Origin of the sequence: Campylobacter sp. CH278 (genome assembly GCF_004378845.1) — a bacterium.
GTDB lineage: Bacteria > Campylobacterota > Campylobacteria > Campylobacterales > Campylobacteraceae > Campylobacter_D > Campylobacter_D jejuni.
Genome location: NZ_RYXZ01000005.1, coordinates 81,928 through 95,628, shown reverse-complemented (window position 1 = coordinate 95,628; position 13,701 = coordinate 81,928). Strand labels below are relative to the sequence as shown.

At 31.0% G+C, this 13,701-nt stretch carries 12 protein-coding genes; 4 read left to right on the top strand and 8 right to left on the bottom strand.

All coding sequences use genetic code 11. From position 1 onward, the window contains the following. Positions 1-64 precede the first annotated feature (64 nt). Together ELQ04_RS05510 and flhB are read left to right on the top strand one after the other, a co-directional pair. The gene (locus ELQ04_RS05510) at positions 65-661 is read left to right on the top strand and encodes a peroxiredoxin (RefSeq protein WP_002854219.1); all 597 of its coding nucleotides are present in this window, start codon (positions 65-67) and stop codon (positions 659-661) included. A 118-nt stretch (positions 662-779) separates the two neighbouring features. Beyond that, on the top strand, positions 780-1,868 hold the full coding sequence (gene flhB, locus ELQ04_RS05505; protein WP_044778207.1) for a flagellar biosynthesis protein FlhB: 1,089 nt from the start codon (positions 780-782) through the stop codon (positions 1,866-1,868). Positions 1,869-1,873: 5 nt separating this feature from the next. Here flhB and motB read toward each other — a convergent pair whose 3' ends face one another. Genes motB through polA form a run of 3 tightly spaced genes read right to left on the bottom strand, consistent with a single transcriptional unit; the run spans position 1,874 to position 6,052 of the window. Continuing rightward, entirely contained in the window at positions 1,874-2,617 is a 744-nt protein-coding gene (gene motB, locus ELQ04_RS05500; protein ID WP_002936950.1) for a flagellar motor protein MotB, read from the bottom strand. 2 nt (positions 2,618-2,619) lie between these two features. Continuing rightward, positions 2,620-3,396, bottom strand: a complete 777-nt coding sequence (motA, locus tag ELQ04_RS05495; RefSeq protein ID WP_002936959.1) for a flagellar motor stator protein MotA — start codon at positions 3,394-3,396, stop codon at positions 2,620-2,622. A 16-nt stretch (positions 3,397-3,412) separates the two neighbouring features. Next, positions 3,413-6,052, bottom strand: a complete 2,640-nt coding sequence (polA, locus tag ELQ04_RS05490; protein WP_044778208.1) for a DNA polymerase I — start codon at positions 6,050-6,052, stop codon at positions 3,413-3,415. Positions 6,053-6,215: 163 nt separating this feature from the next. On the opposite strand from polA, the gene ELQ04_RS05485 reads away from it, so the two are divergent. Then, positions 6,216-7,577 (top strand): MFS transporter, encoded by a 1,362-nt coding sequence (locus tag ELQ04_RS05485; protein ID WP_002936966.1) that lies wholly within the window; start codon positions 6,216-6,218, stop codon positions 7,575-7,577. After that, positions 7,574-8,581, top strand: a complete 1,008-nt coding sequence (locus tag ELQ04_RS05480) for a nucleoside hydrolase (RefSeq protein ID WP_002936968.1) — start codon at positions 7,574-7,576, stop codon at positions 8,579-8,581. The genes ELQ04_RS05485 and ELQ04_RS05480 overlap by 4 nt, the downstream gene beginning before the upstream one ends. On the opposite strand, the gene ELQ04_RS05475 is transcribed toward ELQ04_RS05480, so the two are convergent. From ELQ04_RS05475 to uvrA, 5 genes are read right to left on the bottom strand one after another with little or no spacing between them, the layout of a single operon-like run. Then, a complete protein-coding gene (locus ELQ04_RS05475; RefSeq protein ID WP_002936970.1) occupies positions 8,537-8,980 on the bottom strand; it encodes a YqaA family protein in 444 nt (147 codons plus the stop codon). The genes ELQ04_RS05480 and ELQ04_RS05475 overlap by 45 nt on opposite strands. Beyond that, positions 8,980-9,573 (bottom strand): hypothetical protein, encoded by a 594-nt coding sequence (locus ELQ04_RS05470; RefSeq protein WP_002870754.1) that lies wholly within the window; start codon positions 9,571-9,573, stop codon positions 8,980-8,982. Before ELQ04_RS05470 ends, ELQ04_RS05475 begins: the two co-directional genes overlap by 1 nt. Beyond that, positions 9,554-10,267 carry a hypothetical protein gene (locus tag ELQ04_RS05465; protein ID WP_044778209.1) on the bottom strand — a complete coding sequence of 238 codons (714 nt, stop codon included), beginning with the start codon at positions 10,265-10,267 and terminating at the stop codon, positions 9,554-9,556. Before ELQ04_RS05465 ends, ELQ04_RS05470 begins: the two co-directional genes overlap by 20 nt. A 19-nt stretch (positions 10,268-10,286) precedes the next feature. After that, the gene (locus ELQ04_RS05460) at positions 10,287-10,838 is read right to left on the bottom strand and encodes a hypothetical protein (protein ID WP_002870756.1); all 552 of its coding nucleotides are present in this window, start codon (positions 10,836-10,838) and stop codon (positions 10,287-10,289) included. A 1-nt stretch (position 10,839) separates the two neighbouring features. Next, positions 10,840-13,662: an excinuclease ABC subunit UvrA gene (uvrA, locus tag ELQ04_RS05455; RefSeq protein WP_134224470.1), complete on the bottom strand. Its 2,823-nt coding sequence runs from the start codon at positions 13,660-13,662 to the stop codon at positions 10,840-10,842. Positions 13,663-13,701: the final 39 nt, after the last annotated feature.

Genomic DNA, 13,701 nt, shown 5'->3' with positions numbered 1-13,701 from the left:
AAAAAAATAAAGATTTAAACGATATAATTTCGTTATCAATAAAATTTATTATTTAGGAGAAAATATGATAGTTACTAAAAAAGCTTTAGATTTTACTGCTCCAGCGGTATTAGGAAACAATGAAATTGTTCAAGATTTTAATCTTTATAAAAACATAGGTCCAAAAGGAGCGGTAGTATTCTTTTATCCAAAAGATTTTACTTTTGTTTGTCCTTCGGAAATTATAGCTTTTGACAAAAGATATCAAGAATTTAAAAACCGTGGCATTGAAGTAATTGGAATTTCAGGAGATAATGAATTTTCACATTTTGCTTGGAAAAATACTCCGGTAAATCAAGGTGGTATTGGTCAGGTTAAATTTCCGCTTGTTGCTGACTTAACTAAGCAGATTGCTAGAAATTTTGATGTACTTTATGCAGAAGCAGTTGCCCTTCGTGGTTCGTTCTTACTTGATGCTGATGGAACAGTTCGCCATGCTGTGGTTAATGATTTACCACTAGGTAGAAATATAGATGAAATGTTGAGAATGGTTGATACTATGCTTTTTACAAACGAGCATGGTGAAGTTTGTCCTGCAGGCTGGAATAAGGGTGATGAAGGTATGAAAGCTAACCCTAAAGGCGTGGCTGAATATCTTGGCAAAAACGAAGCTAAACTTTAATTTCTTAGTATAAAGCCTCTTCATGAGGCTTTTTCTTTATTTTTATTCTTTAATTGAAATTCATAAATTTTCTACTATAATTTTACACACATATTAAAATTTTTACTTAGGCTAAAATATGGCAGGCGAAGATCAAGAAAAAACAGAAGAACCCACGTCCAAAAAGATAGAAGATGCGCGTAAAGAAGGTAATGTTCCAAAGTCTCAAGATGCGGCAGCTATTGCAACTTTGATAATTGGAGTAACTATAACTTTATTTATGATGAGTTTTATGGGCGAGAGAATTGTAAATTTATATAGATACTATCAAAGTTTTATTGGTGTTGAATTTGATTTGCGTATTATTCAAGCCATTATGATTAAAAGCATTTTTGAGGTTTTAATTATTCTTGCACCTATTGTTTTAAGTATTATGATTGCTGGGGTTTTGGGAAATATTATGCAATTTGGTTTTATTTTTACAACCAAACCTATTATGCCAAATTTAGGAAAAATCAATCCTTTGAAAGGTTTAAAAAACCTTTTTTCATTGAAAAAAATTGTTGAAAGTATAAAAATTATTTTAAAAGTGGGTATTGTTTTTACTATAGCTTTTATAGTTTTGCTTAAATTTATGCAAGAGCTTCCAAGAGTTGAGCTTTATACTATGGTTGCACAGCTTACTTGGCTAAGAGATAGGGCTATTGTTTTAGCAGCTATTGTTATAGTTGCTTTTTTAATTATTGCTGTTTTAGATGTTTTTTTGGTGCGTTTTCAGTATTTTAAAGGTTTGCGTATGAGCAAACAAGAAATAAAAGATGAATATAAACAAATGGAAGGAGATCCTCAGGTTAAAGGTAGAATTCGTAGACTTCAAATGGAAGCTGCCCGTCGCCGCATGGTTCAAGATGTTGCAGGTGCGGATGTAGTGATTACAAATCCAACTCATTATGCCGTAGCTATTCGTTATGATACAAGTAAAGAACAAGCTCCTAGAGTTGTTGCCAAAGGAGTGGATTTTCTCGCACTTCGTATAAAACAAGTAGCCTATGAAAATAATGTTGTAGTTTATGAAAATCCTCCTTTAGCAAGGGAGCTTTATAAAGCTTGCGATGTTAATGATCTCATTCCTAGGGAAATGTTTAAAGCTGTAGCTGAGGTGCTAGGATTTGTTTATAATACAAATAATAAGAGTCGTTTAGCTGGTCAAGTAAAAAAAGGAAACTAAAACTTTTAAGGTGCTTTAGTTCCAATTTTATTGATAAGTTCAAGAACTGATTTTTGAGTGCTTGTATCTGCCGTATCGACTTTAAAATATATTTCTACTCTATTATTTTCTAGGGCTTGCGGATTTCCATTGATGGGATTATTAAGCCCGTAGCTTTTAATGCTAATATTTTTCAAATTTGCTCCACCTTCTATAAAATATTTTAATACATTTTCCGCTCTTTGGTAGGCGAGTTCATAACTTCTTATAATAGAGTCGCTATTGTCTGTATAGCCTCTAATTTCTATTTTTGCTTGAGGTGGCAAATATGTTGTTAGTTCAGCCATACGTTTTAAATAATCTTGTATATCAACTGAAACGATTTGAGCACTACCTCTTTCAAATTCAACTTTAGATGGAAGGTTAAGAGCAACCTGATTATCGCTTTGATCTAGAGCCGCTTGAAGACGTTTGATAGTTTCTTGTTGCGTCATAGTCATTTGTTTTAATGATTTGAGTTCATCACTTTCTTCTTTTGCTGCACCTTTATATTTTTCTTGGGTTTTACTCTCTTCTTTGACTGTTTGAGTAGAGGTGTAATCAAAGATTTTAACAAATTCAGTTTTTAAAGCCTCTACTTTAGCAGGATTTGTTTTAGAAATTGCCCAAAGAGCAATAAAAAGTGCCAAAAGCAAACTTAGAAAGTCTGCATAAGGTACAGCCCATTTTTCGCCTGCTGGACATTCTGGGCATTTATGTTTTTTAGCCATTTTTAACCTTTGTCAAATTGTGAAATTCTTGGATCATCGTGACTTAAGAAGTTAAAAAGTTTAGCTTCCAAATCTCTAGGGTTTGCACCTTCTGCAATTCCTTTTATAGCTTCAGTAATGACAATTTGCTCTTTTACAAGATCCATTCCATTAGCTTTTAATTTTTTCCCCCAAGGAGCAAAAAGTGCATAAGCGCCAAAAATTCCTGTAACTGTAGCTGTGAAAGCACCTGAAATACCTGCTGCCATTGCTTGAGGATTGTCTAGTAATTTAAGAGCTAAAATAAGTCCAAAAACCGCTCCAACAAGCCCCATAGTAGGGCAAGTTTCTCCAAATACTATCCAATATTCTGCACATTCTTTATAATGCTCTTCAAGTTGTTCAGTTTGTATCTCCATGCTTTCATGAATTTCTTCAAAGCTTTTACCATCTACAAGCATCATCATAGCATTTTTTAAAAATTCATTTTCAATCTCATTGGTTCTTGATTCTAACGCTAAAAGACCATCTCGTCTTGCAATAATAGCAAATTCGACTAGCTGGGCTATCCTTTCAGGTAAATTTACCCCAGAACCTTTAAAAACAACTTTGAGTTCTTTGTAGGCTGCTTTGACAATTTTTTTATGTGTTGAAGTCATTGCGCAAAATGCAGCTGTTGGCATAACTATGAGAAAGGAAGAAAGATGCACAACATGTAAAGGATTGCCTCCCTCTAGTATATCTCCTACCGAAATACTAGTAACTGCAAGCACCATTCCTAATATGGTTGAAAGATCCATTAATTTATCTCCTTGATTATTTTAAATCGCCCCAATTTTTGGCGATACTTGAACTTGTTTTTAATTTTACTTTTAATTTTACTATATTTTCCATAATATCTCTAGTTTTTTTTACAAAATTTTCACACAAATTGTCTTTTACTTCAAAAATTAATTCATCATGAATTTGTAAAATAAGCTTTTTATCTTCATTTAATTCCTTATTGATTTCTAGCATTGCAAGTTTGATTACATCTGCTGCTGAGCCTTGCAAGATTGAATTAATGCTTTCTCTTTCATACATGGCAATTTGCATAGGTTTTGCGTTTTCAAAATCAAAATAACGCTTGCGACCGCTTAAAGTAACAATAAAACCATTTTGTTTAGCTTCGTTTTTAACTTTTTCAAAATATTTCTTAATGCTAGTAAAATTTTCAAAATATTTTTCTATGTAAGATTTGGCTAAATTAGCTTCTATTTTTAAATTTTGACTTAAGGTTTTATAACCCATACCATAAATAAGTCCAAAATTTATACTTTTTGCAACACTTCTGGTTTCATAATTGCTTTCACCAAAAATCATTATTGCTGTTCTTGCGTGTATATCTTCATCATTAGCAAAAGCATTTAAAAGTTTTTCATCTTCGCTAAAATGTGCAAGCATTCTAAGTTCGATTTGAGAATAATCAAGAGAGATAAAACTAAATCCATTTTTAGCTACAAAGCAAGATTTATAATCTTTTGCATATTGTCCGTGTGCAGGGATGTTTTGTAAATTTGGATCCTTAGATGAAAGACGTCCTGTAGCGGTTCCAGTTTGTAAAAAACTTGAATGAATGCGTGAATTTTTATCTTTTAACGCTAGTTTTAACAAAGGCTCGCAATAAGTGGAATAAAGTTTGGCAAGTTCTCTATAGTCCAAAATTTTAGCAATTACAGGATGTTTATCTAAAAGTGTATTTAAAACTTTTTCATCGGTAGAATATCCTGTTTTTCCTTTTTTTCCGCTTGGGAGTTTGAGTTTTTCAAAAAGTATATCACCCATTTGTTTAGGTGAATTTAGATTAAATCTATCCTCGCAAAGAGTATAAATTTCTTCACTTAAATTTTTGATTTCATTTTCAAATTTTTTCATAAGGATTTCAAGTGCATTTGTATCAAGCTTTATGCCATTTTCTTCCATCATCATAATGATTTTAATGAAATCAAATTCGCAGTTTTTAGCAAGTTCTAATAAAGGAGTTTCAAGATTTTTTAAAAAATAAAGATAAAATCTTAAAGTGATATAAGCATCTTCTGCAGCGTATTTACAAGCTTTTTCAAGTTCTACACTTGCAAAATTTTCTCCTTTTTTAACAAGGCTTTCAAAATGCAAGGTTTCGTAATTAAAAAGTCTTAAGGCTAAATCATCCATATTTACTCTTAAAGAAGGATTTTTAAGCCATGCTAAAATCATTGTATCTGCGTATTTTTGAGGTAAATTTAAGTCAAAATTATTTTGAATGATTTTAAAATCATATTTGAGATTATGTCCTATAACAAAATGATTAAAGATCAGTTCTATAGCTTTTTTGGCACTTTGCAATGAAATTTGTTTGCCTACCCCAAGATAATTATGAGTTAAAGGCACATAAAAGGCTTCGTTTTCACTTATACAAAAACTAAAACCAACAATTTTTGCTTCTTTGGTGTCAAGTCCTGTGGTTTCGGTATCAAAGGCGATAATACTTTCTTTATCAAGAGTGTTTAAAATTTCAAAAAGTTTGTTTTCATCTTGTATTAAAGTGGCTTTAAAACCTAAATTTTTATCTTTATTATCAGGATTTTGACGTAATTTTTTAAGCAAAGTATTAAGTTCGTAATGTTCTAAAATTTCAAGTATTTTTAAAAGAGGTTCTTCATCAGGATAAGTGGCTTTTTCTATAAGATTTTGCACTTCTAAATTTTCATACAAAGAAGCTAGTTTTTTGCTTAAAAATGCATTTTCCTTACCCTCTAAAAGTAAGTTACGACTTCTTTCGTTACGTACTAGGGTTAAATTTTCATAAATTCCCTCTATGCTACCAAATTCATCAAGTAAGGTTTTAGCCCCTTTTGCACCTATACCTTTAACGCCTGGAATATTATCAGAACTATCCCCGCAAAGAGCTAAAAAATCTCTGATTTGATTAGGTTTTACTCCGTATTTTTCCAAACACGCTGCTTCATCGTAGTCGTTTTTAGAAATAGGGCTATAAATACTTGTTTTTCCATCTTTTATAAGCTGATAAAGATCTTTATCTTGAGTGATAATGCGTACAAAAATATCCTTATCTTCACAAGTTTTTACAAAAGAAGCGATGATATCATCAGCTTCATAGCCTTCTTGAGAAACGCTTATAAAACCCATTTTTTCTATCATTTCTATACAAATTGGAATTTGTTCTAGAAGTTCAGGTGGTGGTGGGGTACGATTTTGTTTATAATTTGGATCAATTTCGCTACGAAATGTTTTTCCTTTAGAGTCTAATGCAAAAACAATATAATCACTTTTGTGTTCATTTTTTAAGCTATAAATAAAATTTGCAAAACCGCTAATCATTCCACTAGCTTGTCCTTGTGAATTTTTAAAACCTTTTAATGCGTAGTAAAGTCTGAAAAAAAATCCAAAAGTATCAATAATAGTTAAAGTTTTCATAATAATTTCTTCTTTTGATAAAATATATTTTTTGGTTATATTATTTCAAAATTTTGCTTAAAATGTCTCGAAATTTAAAGATATTTAAGCGAAAATACTCCAATTTTTAGTCATAATATCGAGTAGAGTAAAAATTTTATATGAATAATGTAAGGAAAATGTAATGACAAATCAGCAAATTGATGGAATTGCAGATAAGAATTTTAACACACATGAAGGTAGAAAAGTTTTTAAAAAGGCAGTTTTTTCTTGCTGGTTGGGAACTGCTATGGAATATGCAGATTTTGCACTTTATGGTTTAGCAGCTGCAACAATTTTTTCAGAAGTGTTTTTTCCTGAGCAAACTCCAGTAATTGCACTTTTGCTTAGTTTTGTAACTTATGGCATAGGTTTTATTGCAAGACCTATTGGGGCTTTGTTTTTTGGTTATTTAGGTGATAAACACGGAAGAAAAAATGTTATGATGGCTACAATAGCTTTAATGGGAATTTCAACTACTCTGATAGGTTTTATCCCAAGTTATGCAGTGATTGGTGTTTGGGCGCCTATTTGTTTGGTTGCATTACGTTTTATGCAGGGTTTTGGCGCAGGAGCTGAACTTTCAGGTGGAACAGTTATGCTAGGAGAATATGCTCCTAGCAAGAGAAGAGGGCTTGTTTCTTCTGTGATTGCTTTAGGATCAAATAGTGGAACTTTGCTTGCGTCTTTTGTATGGCTTTTGATGGTGCAAATGGATGAAGCAAGTTTTAAAGAATGGGGCTGGAGAGTTCCTTTTATGGGAAGTATTTTAATCGCTCTTTTTGCTGTATATATTCGTTTTCATGTCAAAGAAACCCCTGTTTTTGAAAAGCAAAAAAATGAAATGATGAAATTGCGTCTTAATAACGAAAAGCATATGAAAAAAGATGAAAGAAGTTTTTGGCAAAGAAGTCGTGCTTTTTGGACTATGGTGGGCTTAAGAATAGGCGAAAATGGACCTTCTTATCTTGCGCAAGGTTTTATTGTAGGTTATGTCACTAAAATTTTACTTTTAGACAAATCAGTAGCTACTACAGCAGTGATGATAGCTTCATTGGTGGGTTTTTTGGTTATTCCTTTGGCAGGTTATTTAAGTGATAGATTTGGAAGACGTATTACTTATAGAATGTTTTGTTTGCTTTTAATGATTTATGCTTTTCCTGCTTTTATGCTTTTAGATAGTAAAAATGAAATTATTGTGATTTTAACTATTATTGTAGGTATGTCTTTAGCATCTTTAGGGATTTTTGGTGTGCAAGCGGCTTGGGGTGTGGAGCTTTTTGGGGTAAAAAACCGTTATACAAAAATGGCTTTTGCTAAGGAGCTAGGTTCTATTCTTTCAGGAGGAACAGCGCCTATGGTGGCTTCTGCTTTGCTTGCGTATTATGGCACTTGGTGGCCTATTGCGACATATTTTGTATTAACTGCAGGTATAGGTTTTGTGACTACATTTTTTGCGCCAGAAACTAGAGGCAGGGATTTAAATAAAATAGAAGATGCGATATGAGACTTATCTTAGACACGGATATAGGCAATACTATTGCTGGAGCAAATACCGATGATGGTTTAGCGCTTGCTTTGATTTTGGCATCTAAAGAAATCAAACTTGAAATGCTAAGCACGGTTTGTGGTAATGTTCCAAGCCTTGTTGCCTATAGTGTGGCTAAGGATTTATTTAAACGTTTAAATTTAAATATCCCCGTTTATTTGGGAGCGAATGAAGCCTTAAAAGAACCAAGTAAAGTTTGGCGTCAAAGACTTGATGAAAGTGTAAAAAATTTTAAACTTGAATATCTTTGGGAAAATATAAAAAGTCCTGAAATTTTAGAAAATATAAATCCTGATGCGATTTTTAAAATGGGTGAGTTGGTGAGTAAAAATCCTAAAGAAATTTCTATTTGTGCTATAGGACCTTTGACAAATATCGCTATGACTATGAAAATTTTTAAAGATTTTGATATAAATCTTAAAGAGCTTTTTATTATGGGCGGCAGTTTTGATATGCCTTATTACACTAAAGATACAAATTTTGGTTTCGATCCTGAGGCGGCTAGTATAGTGCTAAATTCAAGAGCTAAAATTACACTTGTACCTTATAATGCAACCATGCAGACTTTATTAACACACGAGGATTTAAAAGAGTTGCAAGGTAAGAATATTTTATGTGATTTTATCGTTGAAACTTTAGGTGTTTGGATTGATTATGCCTCTAAAACACGTGGTACAAAGGGAACTTGGATACATGACGCTTTAACGATAGCTTACGCATTAGATTCTAGTATTGCAGATTTTGATGAGTGTTATGCTGATGTTATTTGCGATAGTTCTTTGGCAAGAGGTATGAGTTGGCGTTGTTTTAGAGAACCAAAAATGAGTATGGGGGTGGATTTAAGCACTAAAAATTGTGTTAAAATTTTAAAAAATGTAGATAATGCAAGGCTTTTAAAACTTATAAAAGAGAGGCTTTTAAAAGGAGTTTGCTATGAAAATTATGAAAGTATAACGACTTAATTTTCCAAGTAAGATAAAAAATATAGTTTTTAAAAAAGAATATTTCGCAAAACCAAGTCCCAAGGCAAAAAGATCTCCCACTAAAGGTAAAAAAGTAAAAAAAGCAAATATACTTCCAAATTTAGCAAAATTAGCATTGAAATTTTCTAATTTTTTCAAGGATTTGCTAAAGTATTTTTCTAAAATTTTTTCTTTTCCAAAATACGCTAAAGCATAAGTACTTAAACTTCCTAAGGTATTACCCAAAGTGGCTACGATAAGTACCAAATTTGGATTAAAATCAAGTTTTATAAAGCCTAAAACAAAGGCTTCACTTGCTAAGGGTAATAGTGTGCTTGAAAGAAAACACACTATAAAAAGTCCTAAATAATTTATATCACTATATAAAAAATCAAACATTAAAACTCTTTTTTACGCATTAAAATAAATAAAATAAAAAGATGGATAGGAAATAAAAAAGATTTGATAATTTCAAAATACAAATTTAAATTTCCAAGATCTAATCTTAAAAAAATAGCACCTACAATGATAAAAATAAAATAAATTTTGAAAAGATGGCTTTGAAAAAATTTATCTAAAAGAAATATATAAATAAAAGAAAGAATAAAAGCTAAATAAATGAAAAATTGCCATAAGTTAGCGTTTTCTAGATGAAAATACATATCAATACAACAAACAAACATTATATAAATAAAACAAAAAGCCAAAGGAAATATCAATTTTTCTTTTCTAAAAAGAAAAAAATAAAATAAATGTATAAAACAAAATAAAATTAGCAGTAAAAAAGTTAAAATAGAATTTAAAAAATGCAAATTTTCTCTTAGATAAAGCTTTTGATCGGCTAAATTTAGCATTTGAAGGTTTTGCGGTGGTAATTCATAAAGGCTATAATCAATGGTTAAATAGTGATTAAAAACAAAAACTAAGGTGATTTGACTTAGGCTTAAAAAGATAACAAATAAAATACTATAGTTAATTATTTTCTTTTTCATTGGATAAAAGCTTTAAATTTGGGATAAATTTGATATTTTGGTTTTTACTAAGTGCGAAAGCAAATAGGGCGTAATAAATGACAAACAATAAACCTGTAAAGAAAAAAAACATAAACAAAGTTATGGCTAAAGCAAGTGAAGGCTTGCTATGAATTAAAAAAAACATAAATATAAAAACAATTATCAAAATCATACTTTTAAAAATAAAACATAAGAGAAAATAAATTTGATTTTCACATAAAGCTCTTAGTGTTTTAAAAAATATAAAAGTACAAAAAATGGCTACTATAAGACATAAAAAAGAAAAGCTATATAGAGCAATACGCGATATCTGACTGAGAGGATAAGAAGCACTCATAATAAGAATTAAGTTAAACAAAGTGATAAATTGAGTGCTTGCATCTATAAAAAAACTTATCAACAAAACTTTACTTTTACTTGTAAAATAAAGTTTTAAAATCATAATTGAATAAGAAATTAAAAAAATCACACAAAAAATTATAGTTAGAATGTTAGCGATAGAATCAAAATTATACAATTTTAAATCATAGATAAAATCAAGAACGATAGGTAAAAAATAAAAACAAATTGAAAGTAAAAAACTTATAAAAACTATCCAAGCAAACTTTTTAACGCTTTTAAAATCATTTTGTCTTCGAATTTCAAACATTTGATGAAAGTTTAAATTTGACACTTTTCTTCTTTAAAATATTTCAATCTAGCTTTTTTAAAATTTTATACCTTTCAAAGGCATAAGCAAAACTCAAAAAATGCAAAGTAAGGAAAAGAAATAAAAGGCTTGATTTATAGACAAATATAAAAGATAAAAATGCCAAAAGCATGCACAAAAATGCAAATAAAAAAGACATTTTCACCTCTTTAAAAAGCAAAGCAAGGGTAAGTGAAAATAAAAAATAAAAAACGAAAAATAAAGCTAAAAGCCCTAAAAATAAAATTTTATTTTCCAAAAGAAAAAAAGATGCACCAAGGTTTATAATGGCAAGCAAAAAATAAATTAAAATCTTATTAGAAGAAAATAAAAAATGAATTCTGACCACCATAAAAATAAAAGCAAGAACTATGTAAATACAAGAAAAGAAGCATAAAAATATACCGCCAATATAAAGAATTTCGTTCCCAGCTTCATATGAACTTGTCACCCCTTCATAAGAAAAAAAGTAATAAAAATTATATAAAGCACAGAAAAATATATAAACACTTAATCTTTTAATCTTAAAAAATGCAATTTTTTGTTCGTGTGTCATTTCAACTCCTTGCGTTTTTAAGCTCTAGATCTAAATAATATCCTGTATAGGATTTTGTTTTCTTATGCTCTTTAGCGACTTTTTCCACGCTTCCTGTGCTTATAACTTTTCCACCTTTAACTCCGCCTTCAGGCCCCATATCGATGATATAATCAGCATTTTTAATCACATCTAAATTATGTTCTATCACAAAAATAGAATTTTTAAGATCAACTAAATGTTGCAAAACTAAGATGAGTTTATTGACATCTTCAAAATGCAGTCCTGTTGTAGGCTCATCAAGTATATAAAGGGTTTTTCCTGTATCGCTACGACTTAGTTCTTTGGCAAGTTTGATTCTTTGTGCTTCACCTCCACTTAAGGTGGTGGCATTTTGTCCTAGAGTTAGATAATCTAAACCCACTTTTACTAGAGTGTCTAATTTTTGTTTGATTTTAGGAACGGCTGTAAAAAATTCACTCGCTTCTAAAACACTCATATTTAAAATTTCACTGATATTTTTGCCTTTATATTTGATTTCTAGCGTGGCATCATTATAGCGTTTACCCCTGCAAGTATCACAAACTACCATAACATCAGGTAAAAAATGCATTTCTATTTTGATTTCTCCATCTCCACTACATTTTTCACATCTTCCACCTTTGACATTAAAAGAAAAGCGTCCGGCTTTATAACCACGCATTTTGGCTTCTTTAGTGGCGGCAAAAAGATTTCTGATTTCATCCATAGCGCCTGTATAGGTAGCAGGATTTGAACGTGGTGTGCGTCCAATTGGGCTTTGATCAAGATAAATGACTTTATCAAGTTTTTCAAGTCCTTCTATTTGCACTCCACCAAGTTTTTTAACTTTTTTTGCACGGTTTAATTCCTCTTGTGCAAAAGGAAGTAGGGTTTGAAGTATCAAAGAGCTTTTTCCAGAACCTGAAACTCCTGTTATAGCGACTAAATTTTGTAAAGGAAATTTTACGCTTAAATCTTGGATATTGTTAATATTTACATTTTTAAGCTCAAGCCATTCTTTTTGTGTTCTGTTTTGAAGTTGTGAAATTTGTTTTTTACCATTCATATAAAGTGCAGTTTCGCTTTTGCTTTTTAAAAGTTCTTTATAAGTTCCACTAAATACAACCTCACCCCCAAATTTTCCTGCTTTTGGGCCAATATCTACAATAAAATCTGCTTCTTCTATAGTCATTTTATCATGCTCTACGACAATTAGGGTATTGCCCTTTTGTTGTAAATTTCTTAAAGTTTTAATCAGTTTTGCAGTATCTCTTTCATGAAGTCCTATGCTAGGCTCATCTAGGACATACATCACTCCGCTTAAACCACTGCCAATTTGTGAAGCTATGCGGATTCTTTGTGCTTCACCCCCACTAATCGTTCTTGCATCGCGCCCTAAGGAAAGATAACCTAGCCCCACATCATACAAGAAAAACAATCTTTCGTCGATTTCTTTTAGGATAGGTTTAGAAATAAGTTTTTGTTGCTCGCTTAAATAAGAAAAATTTTTCGCATCTGCAAAAAAGGCCGTACTATCTTCTATGCTCATATCTAAAATTTCACCCAAGCCTTTTTTGGCTACTTTCACGGCTAAACTTTCGGGTTTTAAACGATGCCCACCGCAGTCTTTGCAAATTTTTTCACTCATATATTCGGCTAAATCTTTTTCATCTTTTAGCATTTCATAAGCCATTTTAACTACGCCTTCAAAGGTGCGTTTTAGACGATTTCTTTTCCAAAGAAATTCTATAGTTTTGGCATTACCATACAATACAAGGCGTTTTTGTTCTTCGTTTAATTGCATAAAAGGTATTTTGATAGGAATTTCATTTTGTTCGCAAAAGGCGATTAGGAATTTATAATAATAACTTTTATTAAAACCATACATGATTTTAACAGCACCGTTTTCGAGACTTAAATTTTCATCGATGATTTTTTTCATATCTAAAGTATAACGAATTCCAAGTCCATCGCAAGCTTCACATGCTCCTTTTGGAGAATTAAAAGAAAAGCTTAAAGGTTCAAGTGGAACAAAAGAAATTTTACAATCAAAACAAGCTGAATGCTCGCTAAAATGATAGTGTTTATTAAGGTTTATTTCCTCATGATTTAAAACTTCTATTTCTATTTCTCCAAAGCTTTCCTGTAAACCTTTTTCTATATCGCTTGCAAGACGAGAAAGTAAATCTTCTTGAATTTCAAGTCTATCTATGACAAGTTTAATGGTGTGTTTTTTGGTTTTGGCTAGTTCAATTTCTTCATCCAGTCTTACCAAAACTCCATCAATTTGAGCTCTTACATAACCTTTATTGCGTAAATTTTCAAGCAAATCTGCATAAGTTCCTTTTTTTTCTCGTATAAGTGGAGCGTAGATGATGATTTTTGCGCCTTTTGGAAATTTTAAAATTTCACTTACTATATCACTTGCACTCATGGATGAGATTTTTTGTCCGCATTGATGACAATGTTGAATTCCTACTCTTGCATATAAAAGTCTTAGATAATCATAAATTTCAGTGATAGTTCCTACGGTAGAGCGCGGATTTTTAGAGGTGGTTTTTTGATCTATGGCAATAGCTGGAGTTAAGCCTTCGATTTTATCGACATCAGGTTTGCCTACTTTATCTAAAAATTGTCTAGCATAAGCACTTAAACTTTCTATATAACGGCGTTGTCCTTCAGCATAAAGAGTACCAAAAGCAAGGGTTGATTTTCCACTTCCACTAAGCCCTGTAAAAACAATGAGTTTGTTTTTGGGAATTTCAAGGTGGATATTTTTTAGGTTATTTTCTCTTGCGCCAATGATTTTTATAGTATCGTTCATAGTCTTTCCTAAACATTAAATAAATTTAAGATTTTAGCA